The 21,736-nt window shown below is 38.5% G+C and carries 14 protein-coding genes and 1 riboswitch; of the genes, 6 read left to right on the plus strand and 8 right to left on the minus strand.

Annotated features, from left to right (window positions below; genetic code table 11):
- Positions 1–29: 29 nt before the first annotated feature.
- The 4 genes from AC27GZ_RS12005 to dapA form a co-directional block, all read right to left on the minus strand.
- Positions 30–1,172 (minus strand): succinylglutamate desuccinylase/aspartoacylase family protein, encoded by a 1,143-nt coding sequence (locus AC27GZ_RS12005; RefSeq protein ID WP_487095372.1) that lies wholly within the window; start codon positions 1,170–1,172, stop codon positions 30–32.
- Positions 1,173–1,197: 25 nt separating this feature from the next.
- Positions 1,198–2,424 carry a PLP-dependent decarboxylase gene (locus tag AC27GZ_RS12010; protein ID WP_487095374.1) on the minus strand — a complete coding sequence of 409 codons (1,227 nt, stop codon included), beginning with the start codon at positions 2,422–2,424 and terminating at the stop codon, positions 1,198–1,200.
- An 82-nt stretch (positions 2,425–2,506) separates the two neighbouring features.
- On the minus strand, positions 2,507–3,256 hold the full coding sequence (locus tag AC27GZ_RS12015; RefSeq protein ID WP_487095376.1) for a 2,3,4,5-tetrahydropyridine-2,6-dicarboxylate N-succinyltransferase: 750 nt from the start codon (positions 3,254–3,256) through the stop codon (positions 2,507–2,509).
- Positions 3,253–4,227 carry a 4-hydroxy-tetrahydrodipicolinate synthase gene (dapA, locus tag AC27GZ_RS12020; RefSeq protein ID WP_487095378.1) on the minus strand — a complete coding sequence of 325 codons (975 nt, stop codon included), beginning with the start codon at positions 4,225–4,227 and terminating at the stop codon, positions 3,253–3,255. The genes AC27GZ_RS12015 and dapA overlap by 4 nt, the downstream gene beginning before the upstream one ends.
- A 113-nt stretch (positions 4,228–4,340) precedes the next feature.
- A riboswitch (Lysine riboswitch) is annotated at positions 4,341–4,601 on the minus strand.
- A gap of 187 nt (positions 4,602–4,788) precedes the next feature.
- Here dapA and AC27GZ_RS12025 point away from each other — a divergent pair.
- The 3 genes from AC27GZ_RS12025 (at position 4,789) to arcA (ending at position 8,453) form a co-directional block, all read left to right on the plus strand.
- Complete coding sequence (locus AC27GZ_RS12025; protein WP_487095379.1) at positions 4,789–5,847, plus strand: methyltransferase; 1,059 nt, start codon at positions 4,789–4,791, stop codon at positions 5,845–5,847.
- A gap of 133 nt (positions 5,848–5,980) precedes the next feature.
- On the plus strand, positions 5,981–7,642 hold the full coding sequence (locus AC27GZ_RS12030; RefSeq protein ID WP_487095380.1) for an ATP-binding protein: 1,662 nt from the start codon (positions 5,981–5,983) through the stop codon (positions 7,640–7,642).
- Between the two features lie 106 nt (positions 7,643–7,748).
- On the plus strand, positions 7,749–8,453 hold the full coding sequence (gene arcA, locus AC27GZ_RS12035) for a two-component system response regulator ArcA (protein WP_487095382.1): 705 nt from the start codon (positions 7,749–7,751) through the stop codon (positions 8,451–8,453).
- Between the two features lie 11 nt (positions 8,454–8,464).
- Here the strand turns inward: arcA and AC27GZ_RS12040 are convergent, their stop codons facing one another.
- Positions 8,465–8,800 carry an Hpt domain-containing protein gene (locus tag AC27GZ_RS12040; RefSeq protein ID WP_487095383.1) on the minus strand — a complete coding sequence of 112 codons (336 nt, stop codon included), beginning with the start codon at positions 8,798–8,800 and terminating at the stop codon, positions 8,465–8,467.
- Positions 8,801–9,175: 375 nt separating this feature from the next.
- Between AC27GZ_RS12040 and folE2 the strand changes: the two genes are divergently transcribed.
- The 3 genes from folE2 to AC27GZ_RS12055 all read left to right on the plus strand — a co-directional run bounded on the left by folE2 (position 9,176) and on the right by AC27GZ_RS12055 (position 16,556).
- Positions 9,176–10,099, plus strand: a complete 924-nt coding sequence (gene folE2, locus AC27GZ_RS12045; protein WP_487095385.1) for a GTP cyclohydrolase FolE2 — start codon at positions 9,176–9,178, stop codon at positions 10,097–10,099.
- A gap of 445 nt (positions 10,100–10,544) precedes the next feature.
- Positions 10,545–15,005, plus strand: a complete 4,461-nt coding sequence (gene gltB / locus AC27GZ_RS12050) for a glutamate synthase large subunit (RefSeq protein WP_487095386.1) — start codon at positions 10,545–10,547, stop codon at positions 15,003–15,005.
- Positions 15,006–15,128: 123 nt separating this feature from the next.
- Positions 15,129–16,556: an FAD-dependent oxidoreductase gene (locus AC27GZ_RS12055; RefSeq protein WP_487095388.1), complete on the plus strand. Its 1,428-nt coding sequence runs from the start codon at positions 15,129–15,131 to the stop codon at positions 16,554–16,556.
- 343 nt (positions 16,557–16,899) lie between these two features.
- Here AC27GZ_RS12055 and AC27GZ_RS12060 read toward each other — a convergent pair whose 3' ends face one another.
- From AC27GZ_RS12060 to AC27GZ_RS12070, 3 genes are all read right to left on the minus strand, one after another.
- Positions 16,900–18,972, minus strand: coding sequence for a TonB-dependent receptor (locus AC27GZ_RS12060; RefSeq protein ID WP_487095389.1), 2,073 nt, complete (start codon positions 18,970–18,972; stop codon positions 16,900–16,902).
- Positions 18,973–19,391: 419 nt separating this feature from the next.
- Positions 19,392–19,979, minus strand: a complete 588-nt coding sequence (locus tag AC27GZ_RS12065) for a gluconate 2-dehydrogenase subunit 3 family protein (RefSeq protein WP_487095390.1) — start codon at positions 19,977–19,979, stop codon at positions 19,392–19,394.
- Positions 19,972–21,705: an FAD-dependent oxidoreductase gene (locus AC27GZ_RS12070; RefSeq protein ID WP_487095392.1), complete on the minus strand. Its 1,734-nt coding sequence runs from the start codon at positions 21,703–21,705 to the stop codon at positions 19,972–19,974. The genes AC27GZ_RS12065 and AC27GZ_RS12070 overlap by 8 nt, the downstream gene beginning before the upstream one ends.
- Positions 21,706–21,736: the final 31 nt, after the last annotated feature.

Consider the following 21,736-nt stretch of genomic DNA (forward strand, 5'->3'; position numbering starts at 1 on the left):
AAATAGTGATAAAGTTTCTGACTAAAATACTAAATTTCGAAATAATCAGTGAAGACTTTATAAAGCTCTGTCCCTTGATTCACACTGGCAGAAGCAAAATGCAAAATAGGCAACACTGCTTGATCTAAACAAATATTGTGGAGCGGGTTGCCATCACCATAGTTATCCATACGTAAAATACGCGCTAACGGCTTGCCTGCAGGTAAGGGTTCACCAAATTCAGCTAAATAATCCACCATGCCACCCATGGGAGCATACAAGGCTTTGTAGTTTTCAAGATAACAGGCAAAACGGGTCATTTTTTTAGGGGTATAATCACTGCTATTAATAACACCTTTATGCTGCAAATAACTTAAAATACCTAATGCATCTTGGTGAGCTACATCAAGGTCAATCTGCTCTTGAGAGCCTAATTCAACGGTAAAACTTTCTTTAGCAAAAGCACCTTCGCCCATTACTACATTCCTTCCACTTGCTTGAAAAGCTTGTTGTAAGCTCCACCAAGGACAGAAAGTCGCTTCATCCATTGCGCCATCAAAGTCATTAGGGATTAATATGGTATGGGGAATATCAAAAAAATTTGCACTAGCTTTAGCATATTCTGGACAGTACAAATGCTTACTTGATATCGGACCGGTATGTAAATCAAGGACTATATCAGCTTGATGTGCCATACGCTGCAATTGATACGCAATACGTTGGCCTGTAGTTAGTCCCCAAATATTATGATCAAGCTTTTGCTCGATTTGATCTACTAATAACTGTTGAAAGCGTGTGGCAATTTCAGCATCACTGGCATCAATATTCTGCTCGGCAAATGGCTCGATAACGCTTTGATCAAAATGGTACATTCGATTCCAATTAACACCTGTTATTGGATCAAAACGGCCAAGGGTATACTCACCATTTTTATGATTACAACCAACAGGGTTAGCATACGGCACCAAAGTAATATTACCTTTGATATCACAATGCTTAAGAAGCTCGAGTAACTGAAAAATTACCGCATTACCTTGCACTTCAGCGCCATGCATATTCGCTTGAATATAGACATTTGGTGCACTTACTTGCTGACACTCATAAGTATAAACAGGTACAGTTAATGTTGCGCCACTGGCCATTTCACCAACGTGCATAACTGTTTTGTTAAAAGCATTTGTGTTAATTGTCATTTGTGTACCTTATTTACTCGCTATTCTACGCTAAATAAGAGCTAGCAGCTTGTGCAGCTCTTACCTCAATCAATTCGCCTTGTTCAATCACATATTCTGCAGCTAATTGATGACATAAGAAAAATGGCATACTTTCGGTAAAACCATAAGCACCACAATAACCAAAAACGAGCTTATCACCCACTTCAACATCATTAGGTAAAGGTAAATGTCCCAACTTATCCATGCTTGTACATAACGGCCCATGTAAATCAAAGTACTGTTCACTCGCTTGTGATTGACGAAGCAAAGCCACAGGGAATGGCTGATCAGTTATTGCCGGACGAATAAGGTGATTAATACCCGCAGCTAACACGAGTTGCTCTTGTTGGTAATTCATTTTTTTATCTACAACTGGCACCACATAATAGCCACATTCTGCTACTGCAAAGCGACCTAACTCAAGCCATAGCTCTTCAACGCCAGCTTGTGCTTTTATATCTGCTAGATCGGTAATAATTTGCTGCCATGACAAGGTGCTTCCTTCATCAAGGTAATCAATACCTAAGCCACCACCTAAATCAAGAACCTTCAAATCCATACCGATACTGCTGGCTAATTGCGTCAGAGGTGCAACCATTTGTCCCCAGAGTGAATACATTTTTTCATTGCTGAGCATGTTCCCCCATTGAAAAATATGTAAGCCACAAATATCTAATTTTGGATAATCGCTCACTTGCACACTTTGCCATTCTTCAACAGACAAACCAAAGGGCGTTAAGCTATTACCGCCTAATGGATTTTTCTCACCATCAGGCCACTGTAACTGCACTCTTAAAAGTACCGTTGGTTTGATATCGACATTTTGCTCAATAACCACTTCATTTAACCAAGTTAATTGATTAAGGCTTTCTACCACAAACGTTTGCACCCCTTGTTTTACAAAAGCACTTAGTTGTTTTTTTGATTTGGCGGGGCCGGTATTAAGAACACGTTCAGGGCTAATACCTTGGGCTAGCACTTGTGCTAATTCACCTGAGCTAGCAACATCAAAATCAAAACCTTCACTATCAAGGGTTTGAATTACTTTTGACAATGGATTCGCTTTTACCGCGAACCAAAGCTTGATCACATCTTGTTGCTGTAATTGAGCAAGATGTTGCTTTAAAGCATCAAGTTGATAAACAAAATAACCTTGCTCATCTTCTGGCGATTGATGAGCAAGCAAACTTTTTTCAATTCGGGTGTCAAACCAAGTGGGTCTTGTGGTCATAATGATTAATTAATTCGGTAATATAAATACAATTTACAAGGTTACTTGCTGCCTGACTATCGTCAGGCAGCAAAATAATAAGTTATCGAAGGATGCTTTCCAGCTCGAGTGATGCATCACTTTGCTCATCACGATACTTAACGATAAGTGCACATGCCATGTTTAAACCTTGCTCTTTCGCCCACTCGCCTTTTACTGGACGAGTTCCCGGAACAACAACAGCACGCTCAGGAATTTCAGCTCCTTTTTCGCGCATCTCTTGATTAACACAATCATAAACAGGTACTGATTTTGATAAAGTAACACCCGGTGCTAATACCGCGCCTTTTTTAACAACAATGCCTTCTACAATAACAACACCAGCACTTAAAAAAGCATCATCTTCAATGATAACTGGACTCGCGCCAATTGGCTCTAATACACCACCAATTTGTACTGCCGCTGATACGTGAACATTCTTACCAACTTGTGCACAAGAGCCAATCAACGCATGGCTATCAACCATAGTACCGCTATCAACATAAGCACCAACATTAATATAGGCTGGTGGCATGATGATCACGCCCTGTGCAACATGAGCGCCAGCGCGTACTGATGAGCCACCAGGTACTAAACGCACACCGTCTTCTGGTGTAAATTGACGAGCTGGTAAATTGTCTTTATCAACAAACCCTTGGTAGTTATCACCAAAACTTACATTAACGCCCGCTTTAAAAGCCGCTAAAATGCCTTGTTTCACTTCAACATTGGCGTGCCAATTGCCGTTTTCATCTTGATTTGCAGCACGTAGAGTGCCGGCTTCTAACTGTGCGATTACATCTTGCCAGTTCATGCGATATTCCTATTTTCAACTGTAGTATTAAAAGAAGTTTGATTAGCTTGTGCTAACCATTGATTAATTTGTTCATCTAAGGCCAATAGCTCTGTGCTGTCTGTTAACTCTAAATGCGTTAATGGCGGGCGAAGGATTGCTGTAGTAATATTTTTTTGCTGCTGCATCAATACTTTAACAGGTATAGGATTAGCAACACTAAACAGCGCCTCAACCGCATTATTCCATAACGGGAACATAGTTTCTGTTTGCTCCGCTAGGCATAAATGTACATAAGTGTTTGTCGCTTCAGGCCATGCATTAGCACACACCGAAACTAAGCCTTTAGCGCCTGCAGGCACTAAATAAGGCAACATGGCATCTTCGCCACTGTATAAGGTGATATCTGGGCAGTATTGGCGATAACTTAAAAACTTATTCAGATCGCCGCTTGCTTCCTTCATTGCCCAACAATTTGGATGGTTTTGTATATTCTGCACCGTAGTTATAGGTATTTCTACACCACTTCTCGACGGTACGTTATATAACATACAAGGAAATTTTGAAGCATCTAATAAAGTATTAAACCATTGTGTTTGTCCAACAACACCTGGTTTTGCGTAAATTGGTGTTGCCAATAAATAAGCATCAATAGCTAAATTGTTACAGCGATTAACCCACTGAGTTTGCTCAGCTAAATTATAACCACCTACAGCAACCATAATAGGTGTATTAAGTGCCAATTCACAAACAAACTCAACAATGTTGATTTGCTCATCTGTGGTTAACGCTAAACCTTCGCCGGTACTGCCTAATAATAAAATGCCATTGCCCGCTTTTGCTTGTGCAATCGCGATACGTTTTAGACTGTCATAATCTACTTGATCATTGTCAAGAAAAGGCGTGACTAACGCTGTCCACAATGGGTAAGCATCAAGCTCGGTTTCAGCGCGACTTTGGTGAGATACATTTATAGGGTGTTGTAGATTCATTGTTCACGAACTCATTATTTAGCGCTATCTATTAGCAACTTAGTTCGGAGAACTTACAGGCGTTTACATGAGGCGAGAATAAACACATTGCTGTATTTACTGGCTTTTATGCAAAGGCCAGAAGCTCTCCACTCAATTATTCACTCAACTTTACTGAGCTTATAATAGTGACAGTCGTTGGGATTCAGCCCACTCTTATTAGTTTTGACTCTATTAAGAAAACGACCGATAAATACCTCATCAAATAAGTATTTATCTCGGCGTTAATCCCCCTCATTACCATTAACAAAGTTTGATCTTTGTGTGAAAAAAATATCAACTGATTGATATGGCCACAATGGTAACTACCTGGTTAACGCTCCTCTTCTGACCCCTTTAAAATTTAATGATTTTCAACAATCACCAAATTGGAATTAGGGACATGGCTATTTAAGCATTTTTCCCGCTTTAGAGTCAATGCTCTTTTCTTAGAAATAAGGCTTTAAAGGATAATAATAGCCATCAATATTTGCATAACGTAGAATAGCAACTTCTAAGCGTTACTAATGTTTCTACTTTTATATGTCTATATCAAAATCAGCGTTAACTAATATCAGCCAAGTTTTATTGCGTAATAGCGAGTTATTAACAGCCAAAACCCCATTATTTGTTAATTTAGTCAATGATAGCTTTATTGATAGTTATATGGCAGAAAACCCTGAAGCGCGTATTAGCTGCTACAACACAAATTATATTGATTACGTCGCTATTAAAAGTAGCTATAAATCCACTATAGAAACTAGTTTTACTTGTGAATATCAAACAAAGATAAAGCATGATTTAGTGATCATAAATTTCCCCAAAAGTAAGGATGAACTCGCTTTTACCTTGGCTATGCTCGCCCCTTATTTAACTACTGATGCAAAAATACTACTGGTAGGTGAGAAAAAAAGCGGCATTCAATCAACGCCAAAACTGACCAAACACTTTTTAAGTAACTGTCAGAAAATAGATGCTGCCCGCCATTGCTTGTTATTTGCAGGCACAGTAAACCAAGCTTGTTTAAGTCAGCCATTTACACTAGAAGATTGGTTTAAGCATTATCAACTAACAATCGATAATATTGAACTCACTATAGCTTCATTACCCGGTGTTTTCAGTCAGAAGAAACTTGATACTGGTACAGCAATATTGTTAAAGCATTTGCCTGAACATATGCAAGGTAAGGTTTTAGATTTTGGCTGTGGTGCCGGCGTAATTAGTTGCTTTATTGGTAAGAAATTCCCCGAGACAGAATTATCATTACTCGATGTTAGTGCGTTAGCTATTGCATCATCAAAGCAAACGCTTTCACTTAACCAGTTATCCGGCCACGTTTTTGCTTCAAATAGTTTATCAATGCTAACGGGAGAGTTTCAGCATATTGTTTCTAACCCTCCGTTTCACCAAGGCACAAAAACAAGCTACCAAGCCACTGAAGATTTTCTTCGTGGTATCAATACTCATATGAACAATAATGCGGATATTACCGTGGTTGCCAATAGCTTTTTACAGTATCTTCCAATTATGACACAACATATAGGATCGACTAAAACACTTACCAACCAGCAAGGGTTTAATATTTACTACACTAAACCTTAGTAAGCATTAATTTCGCTATTAACCCTTTGACAAAATGCGTGCTGAAAAGCTAAAAGTAACCACAGCTTAAATGATTACCGTTTAATTACCTAACAAACTTGAAATATTAAAAATTATCAACGATTCTAAGACTATGAATTCAAAAATTAACTTTACTTCAATTCGGCAACTTTTATTTTCGCGTATTCTCGTTGTCATTTCATTAATACTGTTAATTAGTTTTATCAGTATTATTTACGTTGCTAATGAGCGTGAGAAGTCACAATTAAAAGAGAATACTTTGTCTTGGGCAAAAGCGTTAGCTCAGCTAAGCACCTCTTATTTAGTCAACAATGATGCCGATGGTTATAAAGGTTTACAACAAGATTTCAAAAATGCCATTACCAGCCCTTATATCAATTATGTTCATATCTACACCCATGTTGATGATACCAGTACTGACAATATAAAGTTTTATGCAAACTTCAATAAAAACAGTAACTATCCTTCTATTCCCGATAAAACAAATGAAATTAGCAGACTCATTGAAACGAATAAATTGGCAGAGCTTATTTTTCATAAAGGTCACTTAGACCTTTTTATTGCAATAGAACAAGAGCAGCAAGTTTATGGCTACTTGTATATTCAAACCAGTTTAAAAGATATTGATAATTACATCGATGAAATAACCTACCTGGCACTATTTGCACTGTTAATTGCCCTTATTTTGTCGATAATTATCGCCTTTAATATTCAAGGGAGAATAAAACAACCAATCAACTCAATACTTGAATCTATTAAGCAAATTTCACAAAATAAAGACTTCACACAAAGGCTAGATAAACAACCCATTATTGAACTTGATATTGTAGCTCAAAACATCAACTTATTACTCAATAGAGTTCAAAAACACATTAATATACAAAATGATAAGTACCAGCAAGCTTTACTAGAGAACAATAAGTTAGCCGAAAAAGTTACTGTCAGAACCGATGCATTAAAAGAGTCAAACCAAGAGTTAGTTTCAACGTTAGAAAAATTGCACCAATTTCAAGGGCAGTTAGTTGAAAATGAAAAAATGGCCTCTTTAGGAGATATGGTTGCCGGTATCGCACACGAAGTTAACACCCCTATAGGTTTAGGTGTTACTGCCTCTTCATTAATGACAGATAACCTTAATGATATTAAAGAAGCATTTGAGAATAAAACTCTTAAATCGAGCCAACTCAATAAGTTTTTAACCCAAGGTGAAGAAAACGTCGGTATTATTAATCGTAACCTTGAGCGAGCGGCAAAATTAATATCAAGCTTTAAGAAAGTAGCTGTTGACCAATCAAGCGCCGAAACCCGCCAATTCAATGTGAAAGAATTACTTGAAGAAGTGATTTTAACGGTAAAAACCAAACTTGATGAACATCAAGTTACGGTAACATTAGACTGTAAAAGTCACTTAACTGTAGAAGGTAAACCTGGCGCTATCAGTCAAATTTTAATTAACTTGATTCTCAATTCGATTATTCATGGTTTTGAACAACAAGTAGGCGGCCACATTAAAATATCCATCATGTATTTAAGCCAACAACTGCACGTAAACTATCATGATGATGGAATAGGTATTGATGACAAGATTAAAACTAGAATTTTTGAACCATTTACCACCACCAAACGAGGCAGTGGCGGCAGTGGCTTAGGTTTGCACTTAGTTTATAATTTAGTCACTCAAGCGTTAGACGGTCATATTGACTTCAACTCTACGGTAGGTGAAGGCACAACATTTGATATAACTGTGCCGGTTTTACTTATATCCGAACAATAATAAAAAGAATTTTATCTATTTGTGCAAGATTATTGTTATTTAATACATACTTAGTTAACATAGTTAATTAAATGTTAATAGCCCCCTAAAGTATAATGGAAATAGAATGGATAATTACCAAATCCTTATTGTTGAAGATGAAGACGTAACTCGTTTTAATTTACGCAATTTATTTGAGGCTGAAGGGTATCAAGTCTTTGAAGCTGTTGATGGTGAAAGTATGGCCGACATGCTCAAGCAACAGTCAATTAACCTTGTTATTATGGATATTAATTTACCCGGTAAAAATGGCTTATTACTTGGCAGAGAACTCGCCAGTAACAAAAACTTAGGACTCATTTTTTTAACAGGTCGCGATAGCGATATAGACAAAATATTAGGGCTAGAAATCGGTGCGGATGACTACTTAACGAAACCATTTAACTCCAGAGAGTTAACCATTAGAGCCCGTAATATTTTAAATCGTATAGGTCAAGTTAGTAGCGATACTGAAGAGCAATCTGTCATCACTTTTAATGGTTGGACATTAAATGGTAACTCCCGTGAAATGACTTCACCAAACAATAATATTATTGCTATCCCACGAGGAGAATATAGAGCATTAAGATTATTGATCAAGAATTCAGGGCAAATTGTTTCCAGACAAGACCTTATTAAGGAAATGACAGGCAGAGATTTACGCAGTAACGACAGAACTGTTGATGTTACCATACGTCGATTACGTAAACACTTTGAATCTGATCCAGGCACACCTGAGTTGATTAATACCATCCATGGTGAAGGTTATCGTTTTGTTGGCCAAACAGATTAGCCCTTAATTTATTAGCTACTTTCTAACCAGTCATGGAAGGCTGAAATAGCCTGTTTATTTTGTTGAAAAAGCTCAGTTAATAACTGAGCTTTTTCTGTTGAAGGCGCAACAGATTTCTCCATCATAACTAACTGAGCATATAATGATTTAAAACCGACACTCCCTGCAGCACCTTTCATCTTATGACAGTGCTCTTGCCATAAACCTTCCTCTCCATTCGCTAAAGCCGCTTCAATATCAGCAAGGTAAATCATTGATTGTTGTTCATACAAGGTAATCATTTGCTCGATAATTTCAGTACTTAAGCTTTGCTTATAACCGTTTAACAACTCAAAATCCAAATGCATAAATTTATTACTTCCCTTTTCTAGCTCATTAAGTAGGTGTTCATTACCATAAAGTTAAATCATTAAATTAGTGCTATTAGTTTAACAACTTTTCATCGCAAGTGAATAACACCGCCTACTATCCTAATACAGCTTAGTAAATTATAAAAAGGTTACACTGTTCAAAAAAAGAGAGTGTACTAAAGTTCCAACAGCGATCGAGGTAACGCCTTGTTATTACAAGACCTTAGCTTTTTTTATTTTCTCATAATATCAATAATGATTAGTGTTTAAAAATAAGATAGAATATGCGCCCTTGAATTTACTTGTTGTGCGGTTACTTAGCTATCATCGCACAGCCCTAGTTAAGTAACTATAGCTTAAAGCGGAGTCATAATGACGACAACGATGCCCGATATTGCCAACCATACTACAGCCCAAACAGAGGGAACATTAGACTGGGTTGGCATGAGTAATATTGAAATGCCAATCATGGTATCTTCTAAAGGTGAAAACCAACGTATGGTTTCAGCCCATGTAGATGCATTTGTAAACCTAAAAGAAGCGCAGGCTAAAGGCATACACATGTCACGCCTCTATTTATTACTTGATGAATTATCTTGCAGTAGCATCCTTAATTATCAGAGCCTAGTCAGCTTACTTGATGGCTTTATCAGTAGTCATAGCGATTTAAGTGATCAAGCAAAAGTGGTGTTTAACTTTGAATATCACCTACGCAGAAAGTCATTAATTAGCGGCAAAGAAGGCTGGAAAGCATACCCAATAACCTTGATAGGCCACTTAAACCAAGGACAACTTTCTGTAGAGATGTCTATTGATGTCCGTTATTCGTCAACTTGTCCATGTTCTGCTGCTTTAGCCAGACAGTTAATACAAAAAGCTTTTCAAGAAAAGTTTTCTGGCACTAATGCTGATTTAGACACAGTTCACGAATGGCTGGGTACCACAGAAGGCATTGTTGCAACTCCACACTCACAACGCTCTGTTGCTGAAGTTAAAGTAAAGTTAAACAATAGTAGTTGTGATTTCCCTATTACTGAATTGGTAGATTTAATTGAAAACTCTTTACAAACTCCTGTGCAAGCAGCTGTGAAACGTGAAGATGAACAAGAGTTTGCTCGTTTAAATGGTCAAAACCTGATGTTTTGTGAAGACGCCGCTCGTCGTTTACAGTTCACCATGAACCAAACTCAAGAGTTTGATGATTTTTGGTTGAAAATAAATCACCTAGAATCACTCCATGCTCATGATGCTGTAAGTATTACCACAAAAGGCATTGCTGGTGGTTATCTGCCATAATAGTACATATCCATAGCGTTAACGATAAACAGTGTATTTCTCGTTAACGCTCGCTTTTTTTTAGCTCCATTCATTGCTAACAATCAATAATACGCTCGTATATAGCAATTGAATAAATAACGAAAATTCTCTTAGATATACCACTACGAAAAATGTAGTAAACTTTCACAAAAAACGATAAAGATCCAACAAATAAAAGATAACTAATAAGAAAAAACTAATAAAAACAAGACTTATTATATTTAAATAGTGTTTTCAAGCAATTAGAGCTTCAAGTGCATGTAAATAAATTACGAGCAAATGCTCTATTTTTATTGACCTTTTGACGATAAATGAGTAATCTAAATAGTCCATCTTGGTAAAAAAACGGGATAGTTATGCACTTTTTTCATCCCTTTATTCTTTTTGTTCTGTATACCAAGTGGCTTTTTATTAGGAGAGAGTAATGCAGCTTTATGATCATAGCGTTCAACGCGAAAATTGTGGTTTTGGTTTAATAGCCCATCAACAAGGTGAAACAAGTCACAAATTAATTAAGACCGCTATTTCAGCCCTTGATCGCATGCAACATCGTGGTGGTATTGCTGCTGATGGTAAAACAGGTGATGGTTGTGGTTTACTATTACAAAAACCTGATAGCTTTTTCCGTGCAGTTGCTGAAGATAACGGCTGGAAGCTAGGTAAAAAATATGCCGTTGGTATGGTCTTTTTAAATACCGACCCTGTGCTAGCTGCCTTATCGAAAAAAATTCTAGAAGAAGAGCTAACCAATGAAAGCTTAACACTTATTGGCTGGCGTAGTGTGCCTATTAACACCTCAGTATTAGGTGACGCCGCTATCAATAATATGCCAACTATCGAGCAAATTTTTGTTGATGCTCCTCCAGGCTGGCGTAACCGTGATTTAGAACGCCGTTTATATATGGCTCGTCGCCGTGCTGAAAAACGCATTGATGATGATGTGTTTTATATCGCTAGTCTTTCATGTCTAGTTACCATCTATAAAGGCTTAATGATGCCTAAAGATCTATCTAATTTTTATTTAGATCTGGCCGATATTCGTATGCAAAGTGCAATTTGTGTATTCCATCAACGCTTCTCCACAAATACATCACCACAATGGCATTTAGCACAACCTTTCCGCTACTTAGCGCATAATGGTGAAATTAATACCATTAATGGTAACCGCCAATGGGCGCGTGCTCGTACTTATCGTTTCAAATCTCCTTTATTGCCTGATTTACAAGATGCAGCGCCTTTTGTAGGACAAACTGGATCTGACTCTTCGTCGCTAGATAACATGCTAGAATTATTCCTAGCTGGCGGCATGGATTTATATCGAGCTATGCGTTTATTAATGCCACCTGCATGGCAAAACAGTACATTAATGGATGATGAATTACGCGCATTTTATGAATTCAACTCAATGCATATGGAGCCATGGGATGGACCGGCCGGTGTTGTAATGACCAATGGTCGCCATGTAGCCTGTAACTTAGATAGAAATGGTCTTCGCCCTGCCCGTTATGTAATTACCCGTAATGGTTTTATTACCCTTGCTTCAGAAGTTGGTATTTGGGACTACGGTGAGGATGAAGTTGTTGAAAAAGGCCGTGTTGGACCAGGTGAAATGCTTGCCCTTGATACATACACAGGTAAATTATTTAGTTCAAATGACATCGACAATGATCTAAAAGAACGTCATCCATACAGAGAATGGTTAAATAATAATGTTCGCCATTTAGTCCCTTTTGATGAGTTAGAAGCTAACCAAATTGGTACACGTGTATTTACTGATGCTGAAATGCAGCAGTACCATAAAATGTTTAACTATAGCTATGAAGAAATTCAACAAGTTATTAAAACACTCGCTGAAAATGGTCAAGAAGCAACAGGCTCAATGGGTGATGACACTCCAATGGCTGTATTATCTAGCCAAGCACGTACTTTATATGACTATTTCCGTCAACAGTTTGCTCAAGTAACCAATCCACCAATCGATCCGCTACGTGAACGTTATGTAATGTCGCTTGGCACTTGTATTGGTCGTGAGCATAATGTTTTCAATGAAACTTCAGGCCATGCTGATCGAATGATGTTTTCTACACCAGTACTTATGTACACAGGTTTGAAACAACTACGTGAGCTTGATCCTGAGCACTACCGCTCTGACACCCTAACACTAACCTACGATAGTGATGAAGGTTTAGAAGCTGCGATTATTCGCTTATGTGACGAAGCTGAAGACTTAGTACGTAACAAAAGTACTGTTATCCTAGTGCTTTCAGATAGACAAATTCACCCAGGGTTATTAGTTATTCCTGCGGCTATGGCAGTTGGGGCGGTACAAAAGCGCTTAGTTGACCAACAACTACGTTGTGACTCAAATATTATTGTTGAAACAGCGTCAGTACGTGACTCTCATCAATATGCCGTGTTACTTGGTTTAGGCGCAACAGCTATCTATCCTTACTTAGCATTTGAAACAATTGAGCAATTAGTTGAGCAAGGGCAAATTGAATTAAGCGCTCGTGATGCAGTGGTAAATTATCGAAATGGTATCAATAAAGGACTACTTAAAATACTCTCTAAAATGGGTATTTCTACTATCGCAAGTTACCGTTGTGCCGGCTTATTTGAAGTTATCGGCTTAAACCAAAATATCATGGATTTATGTTTCAGCGACTTACCTAGCCGTATTCAAGGCGCTGACTTTGAGGATATTGAACAAGACAGTATAAACCTAGCTCGTAAAGCATTTTTACCACATCAAAAAATGCGCCATGGTGGTTTATTAAAATATGTACACGGTGAAGAATATCATGCCTTTAACCCTGACGTTGTAAACTACTTACAACGTGCAGTACAAACAGGTAACTATGATGACTATCGTCAATATGCTGATGAAGTCAATAACCGCCCAATTGCAATGCTTCGAGATTTATTAACGTTAAAAGATGATTGCGAAGCCATAGATCTTTCTGAAGTTGAAAGTGACAGTGAAATGTTTAAACGCTTTGACTCAGCAGCAATGTCTATTGGTGCACTAAGCCCAGAAGCTCATGAAGCTTTAGCCATTGCGATGAACCGATTAGGTGGTTTCTCAAATTCAGGTGAAGGTGGTGAAGACGAACGCCGTTTTGGTACCGTGAAAAACTCACGTATTAAACAAGTTGCCTCTGGCCGATTTGGTGTAACTCCACACTACTTAGTCAATGCTGATGTATTACAAATTAAAGTAGCACAGGGTGCTAAACCGGGTGAAGGTGGCCAATTACCTGGTGATAAAGTATCACCATTAATTGCAAAACTCAGATACTCAGTGCCAGGGGTAACCTTAATTTCACCTCCGCCACATCATGATATCTATTCAATTGAAGATTTAGCACAGCTAATTTACGACTTAAAACAAGTTAATCCAAAAGCGGTTATTTCAGTGAAACTTGTATCAGGTCCAGGTGTAGGTACTATCGCTGCAGGTGTTGCCAAAGCTTATGCTGATTTCATTACAATTTCTGGTTATGACGGTGGTACAGCAGCTAGTCCATTAACCTCAGTTAAATATGCTGGTTGTCCATGGGAGCTAGGTTTAGCAGAAGCACATCAAGCCCTTGTGACTAATGGTTTACGTCATAAAGTACGTTTACAAGTAGATGGTGGCTTAAAAACCGGTACAGATATCGTTAAAGCGGCAATATTAGGTGCTGAAAGCTTTGGTTTTGGTACTGCACCTATGGTTGCTTTAGGCTGTAAGTTCTTACGAATTTGTCACTTAAATAACTGTGCAACAGGTGTTGCTACTCAAGATGATGTCTTACGTGAACAGTTCTTTAAAGGCTTACCTGATCAAGTAATGAATTACTTTAAATTTATTGCTCATGACGTACGTGAAATTCTTGCCCAACTTGGTGTTAAGAGTTTAACTGACATTATTGGCCGAGTAGACTTATTAACGCAAGTTGATGGTATAAGTGCAAAACAGCAAAAATTAGATTTAGCGCCAGTTATTGCACCTGTTGTAGCAGCTGAAGATACAGCACTACATCAAACAGAAGAAAACAACCCATTTGATAAAGGCGAGTTAAACCAGAACATGTTAACTGCTGCACGCAATGCGGTTGCGCATTCAAGTGGCGGAGAATATAGGTTTACTATTCAAAATACTGATCGTTCTATCGGTGCTAGCCTGTCAGGTGAGATAGCTCGTCAACATGGTGACCAAGGCATGGCAGTTTCGCCAATCACAGTACATTTATCTGGCACAGCCGGACAAAGTTTTGGTGTTTGGAATGCTGGCGGATTGAATTTAATTCTTACTGGTGATGCTAACGATTACGTAGGTAAAGGTATGACTGGCGGTATGATCACCGTTAAGCCACCAAGAGGCGTAGAATACTCAAGCCATAAAACGATGATCATGGGTAACACTTGTTTATACGGCGCTACCGGCGGAAAACTCTATGCTTGTGGTCGTGCAGGTGAACGCTTTGCTGTGCGTAACTCAGGTTGTCATGCTGTTGTAGAAGGTACTGGTGATCACGCTTGTGAATATATGACTGGCGGTATTGTCACTATCTTAGGTAATATTGGCGTTAACTTTGGCGCCGGTATGACAGGTGGTTTTGCTTACGTACTTGATGAAGCTGGCGATCTTGATATTCGTTTAAACAAAGAGTCTATCGAAATGTTAGACGTAGACGACTTCGCAATCCATCAAGAACATTTACGCGGTATTATCAATCATCATTTTGAAGAAACGGGTAGTTTACGTGCTCAAGAAATCTTACAAGATTTTGATAAATTCGCACCATTATTTAAGTTAATTAAGCCAACAGCTACCGATGTAAAGACCTTGTTAGGTCACCGTAGCCGTTCAAGTGCTGAATTACGAGTACAAGCACAATAATAAATTCAGGTAGGAAAAATACCTACGAAAGTGCAATGAGAAGAAATAATTATCAATTTATTGAAACTAGGCATAAAAAGACACTAGTCACTAATAAGATTGATTGATAAGGAATAAAGCCCAATGAGTAAAAATGTTTATCAATTTATTGATGTAAAACGAATCGATCCAGCAAAAAAGTCTATCGATGAGCGTAAAATCAACTTTGTTGAAATTTATCATCCGTTAAGTAGTGAGCAAAGTGAAGGTCAAGCGGATCGCTGTTTAGATTGTGGTAACCCATATTGTGAGTGGAAATGTCCTGTCCATAACTATATTCCTCAATGGTTAGAGTTAGTGACTGAAGGGAAAATTTTTGAAGCTGCAGACTTATGTCACCAAACAAACAGCTTGCCTGAAATGTGTGGTCGCGTATGTCCACAAGACAGACTATGTGAATCTGCTTGTACATTAAATGATGAATTTGGCGCCGTCACTATCGGTAATATTGAAAAACATATTACTGATACTGCTTTTGCACAAGGCTGGAAGCCAGATTTATCAGCTGTCATTAAAACAGGTAAACGTGTCGCTGTTATAGGTGCTGGACCTGCAGGTCTTGCGTGTGCTGACGTGTTAACACGAAACGGTGTTGATGCTGTTGTTTATGATAGGCACGCACAAATTGGCGGCTTATTAACTTTTGGTATTCCATCATTTAAATTAGAAAAAGATGTTATCCAAAAACGTCGTGAAATATTTGAAGGTATGGGCATTGAGTTCCGTTTAAATACCAATGTTGGTGTAGATGTCAGTTTTGAGAGTATCAGTGACGAATTTGATGCAGTATTTCTAGCCCTTGGTACTTACAAAGACATGAGTGGTGGTTTTGAAAATGAAGGAGCTACAGGTGTATATAATGCTTTAGACTTCCTAATTGGCAACACTCAAAATGTTATGGGTATTACTGCAGAGCAATCAAGCCAAGTTAAGCCTTATGTAAGCTTTGAAGGTAAAAAAGTGGTTGTACTCGGTGGTGGTGATACGGCGATGGACTGTGTACGAACCTCTATTCGCCAAGGTGCAACAGAAGTCACATGTGCTTATCGTCGTGATGAGGCCAACATGCCAGGCTCTCCTCGTGAAGTTCAAAATGCTAAAGAAGAAGGCGTAAACTTTGCCTTTAACCTTCAGCCACTTGATATCGCTGTTGATGAGCAAGGTAATGCTATTGGTGTTAAGTTTGTTAAAACACAATTAGGCGCACCTGATGCAAACGGAAGACGTAACCCTGAGCCAATTGCAGATAGCGAGTTTGTGATGGAAGCTGACGCTGTGGTTATTGCTTTTGGTTTCTTACCTAGCCCGCCACAATGGATGGTAGATGCTGGTGTTGAGCTTGACTCTCGTGGCCGCGTACTAGCTACAGATAACAGTGATTTTGCCCTTCAAACCAGTAAACAGAATATATTTGCTGGTGGTGATATGGTACTTGGCTCAGATCTAGTGGTTACCGCAATTGACCAAGGTCGTAAAGCTGCAATTGGTATTCTAGATTTCGTTACTGCTTAAACAGGCTTAATTGTTTTAAAAAACGACTAAGCCCTACCCGTTCTAAAAGTTGTTAATGGCTTTTAGAACGGTACAGTCGATTTACTCTGGCTGCTTTTTTACAACCCTGTGCGTCTAATCTACAGATAAATACAATCTCAAATTTTGTTTACTGTTTTATTGAATCTTACGATACTCTACAAAAGTGAAACAGCGCTTATAGAGGCTTATACTGCTCCAAAAAACTCATTACCTTGACGCTTCGTATCAAAATTACCGCGAGTAGGTAATTACTCCCCACGACGCTTAATTTACAACTGACAAACGCCCTATATTGTTTATGTTATTTAAACAGAATTCGACGTTAAAATTGGAAAGTGAGATTAATACCTAAACGCCTTGGTTCTTCTGGGCTGAATACATTGCCAAAGGGAATAGAGTTGGCATTGCTAAATTTAACCTCATCCAATAAATTTTTGAACCATAGTTTCACCTGCCAATGCTCCGAGTTACTTTTCCAATTGACCGAGCCATTCCACATATACAATGCTTCTTGAGTACTCATTTTAGCCGCGTCAAAATAATATTCGCTGTTGTAACTTAAAGAAGTACTTAAGGTAAACTCACCCAAAGGACTATTTTTGGTGTATGTGCCGGCAAGGTTAAAACTGATTTCCGGGGTACGAAACAAGGTAAGTCCATTAATGGTTAACGGATCAATGTAATTGCCACCATCTGGATTCGGTGTTGCAAATGGCACCCCAACAATTTCATCGTACTGTCCGTCAATAAAAGCCATGTTACCTATAAGGCGAAACTCGCTTGAAACAACAAATTCAGAGCTTAATTCAACTCCAGCTATACTGGCTTGTGCCGCGTTAAATAGTATATTAAAGGCCGAGTCTCCTATAGTCTTATTCCCTTGTACTTGTAAGTCTTTGTAATCGTAGTAAAAGGCAGCAAATTCCAGATTAATCCTATCATTAAGAAGAAGTGTTTTTAAACCGACCTCCGTAGCGTCTAAAACCTCAGGTTGAACGGGGTGGTCATTGAAAGGAGATACATTGAATAGACCCGCTTTATAGCCTCTATTTTGTGAGGCGTACAATAAAGTGTTTTTATCGAACTGATAACTCAATGCTAAACGCCAGGTAACTTTTTCCCAGACACCACTTGCAGAGCCATAGACTTCATTGACAGGCAATTTTTCTTTAAAAAAGTACTGCTTATCAATAACTTCTCGTTTATCATGATTATATCTAATACCCGTTGTCATCTTTAATTTGTCTGCCAAAGGAAACTCAGATTGAGCAAATATCGCCCACGCATTGGTATTTGCTTTCGTATCTGACAGTCGAGTTTGAGTGGTTATTAACTGAGTATCGGGATATAGATATTTGGAAGTTTCATCCATTAGAAACAATCCTCCTATCCAATGGATCTTGTCAGCCAATGGTGACATTATCTGCAACTCTTGCGTAAATGCATCCGCCGAGGTATGTACCTTTCTCAATGCTCGATCCAGAGGTGTCCGATCACCGTCTTGCACTATTTCGGCACCAGTATGGCGCTTTGCTGTTATGCTTTTTAGCCTCCCCCAATCAAAATCTGTTTCAATTTTTACACTCACACCGTACTGGGTGTTTAAATTTTCATGATCAATATTACCCGTAGTATTGTAATACCCTTGAAATAATTCCGTTTGCGTAAAACTGTTGATAGAGCCTGGGGCATACAACAAGGCAACACCTGTCATATCTTCGATTTTGCTATAATCCGCCGACATTTTTATATCAAAACCACTTAACTTGCCTTCAAACTTTAATTGGGTTGATACCGTATCGCTGTAAAAACTATCTGAGCCAGTCACTACATTTGAGCCAAATCCATGGTGACTTGAATAATAGGATGAAATCAGTCCATTAAAATCACTATTCACTGGCCCAGATAGACGCAATTGAGCCTGATTGTAACCATAATCACCTACCCCTAATTGAGCCATATAAGACGGATTTTCACTGGCTGATTGGGTTTTTACATGTACAACTCCAGCGGTTGCATTTCGACCAAACAGCGTCCCCTGAGGCCCCTTAATCACTTCTATCAATTCAGAGTTGTATAAATTAAAAAACAAAGCAGAAGTCGATGTAAGATAAACATCATCAATATAAAATGCCACTGGGCTTTCACCACCAGCTGCACTGTATGATGCCCCTACACCCCGCAAAAAAGGGGCAGCAGCAGCTAAACTTTGGGTAAAGGTTAGGCTTGGTACCATCCACTGCAAATCTTTGGACTGTTGTGCATTAAATGTTTGCTGAACTTCTGAAGTTAGGGCAACGATCGAAATAGGAACTTCATTGATTGGTTGCTGATACTTTTGCGCTGTTACTTGCACAACCTCTACGCTTAACAACTCTTCTAAACTTAATTCCAAGTAGTCTTCTTCTTCGGAATTATTGGCAGCTGCTGAAAACGACAAAATCCAACAAAATGTAAAAATCCTACATAAGGGCATGACTCAGGGAGTTAACTCCAATTTACAAATAAAGAAAGGTAAACGATAACACTATAGGAGTTAAGTAAGAAAATATCAATTTTCGACTTATTTCAAAAAGTTTCATTCTGAGAAAAACCTAGTTACTTCCTCACTATACGTGAGTATAAAATAACTAATGAAAACTATTGAAAATTTTTCTTTATAAAATTAGGTGGATAGCCACTTAGTAAGCTGGCATAGCTTTGCGTTCGATATGCTAGAGTATATGCTGCTAACCCCATCAAAACAGAAGTTGATGGGATTAGCAGCATGAGTAATTATTAAAATCGAATATATAATAAAATTTTACTTTATGGTTACCTTGACCAAATTGCCGGTTTATCCATGCTTGAAAGTTTAACTTCTGCTTTGTATGACATAGGAAACGGATTAAAATTAAGTAAATGTTTACACACATATTCTGAAGTATAAAAACCTGTCATGGTAAAACGTTTGATCAGGTTAATTAAATCAAAATAAGGGCTCGATTGTTGATAGTGTTGTATCAAAAACGACGTTATTTTCGATTCATCCGATTGAATTTCTTGCTTATGTGCCGTTTGATAATACTCCTTGTAAAACGTTTTAAATTTTTGAACTAACTCTGCCAACTCACTCTCTTTAAGGACTTCTTTTATTGCTACTTTTACAAAGTCAGCAATGTTTAAATCGATTAGTCCTTGGGCGTTTATTGGTGCTAGCCCCGCCACTTGAGGTAGGTCTTTAGTTGGGATCAACGTTTCAATTAATAGGCAAAAGAAAGTGTTAACGTCTTCATCAAAAAGATATTCACTTTTAGCTGATAACTTTATTGGTACCTCTGCCCAAATTTGACTAACTTGCGTAGCAGTTAAGCCAACACCTAAACCAAGCAGAGTATGTTTAATAAAGCTGCGTCTATCCATGATTAGCACCTTCGCTTATCTTATAAGTATCGCTATGAAAAGCCCCTAATTTAAACTGAGAGACAGCATGGGCTGCAGCTCGAGCAGTAAAGGCCATATAAGTTAATGAAGGGTTTTGATAACCTCCTGAACACATAAAAGAACCATCCGTTACATAAACGTTCTTAACACTATGAATTTGATTAAATTCATTAACGATTGATGTGCTCGGATCTTTACCCATTCTAGCGGTTCCCATTTCGTGGATAGCTTGCCCAGGAGCACTATTATCATCATAGGGTGTAACATCATCAAAGCCACATTCTGTTAAAATAGCTACCGCATCCTGCTGCATTTTATTACGCATTTTTAGCTCATTGTCACCAAATTGACAATCAAAGACAACGGTTGGCTGCCCCCATTTATCAAGGCTTTGGTAGTCTAAATACATTCGATTACTAGACGTTGGTAGACTTTCGCCAAAGCCTATTAAGGTAACTTGCCAAGGGCCCGGTTTAATCATCGCATCACGGAAAGATTTACCAAATGATAATTCTTTAAAGCCACGGCGCCAATCTCCTCGTGTGGCATACCCTTGATAACCAAAGCCACGAATAAAATTACTCTCTTGGCTGCTGCTCTGCCCGCTTAAATTTACATAACGAGGTATATGAAAACCTACAGGACGAAAACCTTGATAATAATCATCGGCAAACTTATCAGTTGTAGCTCTTGCTCCAACTTTAAAATGATGATCCATCAAATTACAGCCCAGCTCACCACTGTCATTACCCAGTCCATTAGGGAAACGTTCACTACGCGACTTTAATAATAGTGCCGTTGTCGCAACGGTTGAGGCACAGCAAAAGATAATTGGCGCGCTAAAACGTATAGTCTCTTTCGTTTCAGTATCAATGGTTTCAACAGCATACGCCAACTGGCTTTTATCGTCGTATAAGATTTCGGTGGCAATAACGTTAGTTTTAATCGTTAAATTACCCGTTTTATTTGCCGCAGGTAAGGTTGACGATAAACTACTAAAATAGCCTCCTGTAGGACAGCCTCGCTCACACTTTCCTCGATACATGCACGCTTGTCGTTCACCGAATTCTTTGTTTGAAGTTATATGAGCAACTCGCCCTATAGTAAGTTTTTTGTTGGGACTGTTTTTTGCCAAGCTTGAGCGCATGTGTTGTTCAACAACATTTAGTGGCATCGGTGGTAAATACTCACCATCAGGCAATTGGGCTAAACCAAGCTTTTCCCCTGAAACACCGATAAAGTGTTCAACCTTATCATACCAAGGCCTAATATCTTGATAGCTGACAGGCCACGCTACTCCATGACCATCCGTTTGATTAGCAGTGAAATCCTGCTCGCTCATTCGCAAACACTGCCGCCCCCACGTTATAGAACGCCCCCCTAGGTGATATCCTCGTATCCAATCGAAACGCTTTAGTTCTTGGTATGGGTGCTCATTGTCATTAACAAACCAATGTTTATATTCTGGGCGGGTAGCAAAGCCAGTGCGAGCTTGTTTAAATTGTTGTTTAGCAGCTTGATGCGAGGCTATGCCTCTATTTTCGATTTGCCAATTGTGAAGATACGCAGTGGGATAACCTTTGCCATGTTCAATATGTCTGCCACGTTCAAGCAATAAGACCTTAAGTCCGGCTTCTGCTAACTCTTTCGCTGCCCAACCACCAGTAATGCCACTACCTATTACGATAGCGTCGTATGTACTCATAAACGATTTAATGATATAGGTATAAATTTTT

It is taken from the genome of Colwellia sp. SU-HH00943, assembly GCF_057546125.1.

Bases quoted from the DNA above. Each gene is read 5' to 3' on its own strand.
- AC27GZ_RS12040 (WP_487095383.1), bottom strand. From the start codon at position 8,800: ATGCATTTGGATTTTGAGTTGTTAAACGGTTATAAGCAAAGCTTAAGT.
- AC27GZ_RS12065 (WP_487095390.1), bottom strand. From the start codon at position 19,979: ATGGATAGACGCAGCTTTATTAAACATACTCTGCTTGGTTTAGGTGTT.
- AC27GZ_RS12005 (WP_487095372.1), bottom strand. From the start codon at position 1,172: ATGACAATTAACACAAATGCTTTTAACAAAACAGTTATGCACGTTGGT.
- gltB (WP_487095386.1), top strand. From the start codon at position 10,545: ATGCAGCTTTATGATCATAGCGTTCAACGCGAAAATTGTGGTTTTGGT.
- dapA (WP_487095378.1), bottom strand. From the start codon at position 4,227: ATGAATCTACAACACCCTATAAATGTATCTCACCAAAGTCGCGCTGAA.
- AC27GZ_RS12030 (WP_487095380.1), top strand. From the start codon at position 5,981: ATGAATTCAAAAATTAACTTTACTTCAATTCGGCAACTTTTATTTTCG.
- AC27GZ_RS12055 (WP_487095388.1), top strand. From the start codon at position 15,129: ATGAGTAAAAATGTTTATCAATTTATTGATGTAAAACGAATCGATCCA.
- AC27GZ_RS12070 (WP_487095392.1), bottom strand. From the start codon at position 21,705: ATGAGTACATACGACGCTATCGTAATAGGTAGTGGCATTACTGGTGGT.
- arcA (WP_487095382.1), top strand. From the start codon at position 7,749: ATGGATAATTACCAAATCCTTATTGTTGAAGATGAAGACGTAACTCGT.
- folE2 (WP_487095385.1), top strand. From the start codon at position 9,176: ATGACGACAACGATGCCCGATATTGCCAACCATACTACAGCCCAAACA.
- AC27GZ_RS12025 (WP_487095379.1), top strand. From the start codon at position 4,789: ATGTCTATATCAAAATCAGCGTTAACTAATATCAGCCAAGTTTTATTG.
- AC27GZ_RS12010 (WP_487095374.1), bottom strand. From the start codon at position 2,424: ATGACCACAAGACCCACTTGGTTTGACACCCGAATTGAAAAAAGTTTG.
- AC27GZ_RS12015 (WP_487095376.1), bottom strand. From the start codon at position 3,256: ATGAACTGGCAAGATGTAATCGCACAGTTAGAAGCCGGCACTCTACGT.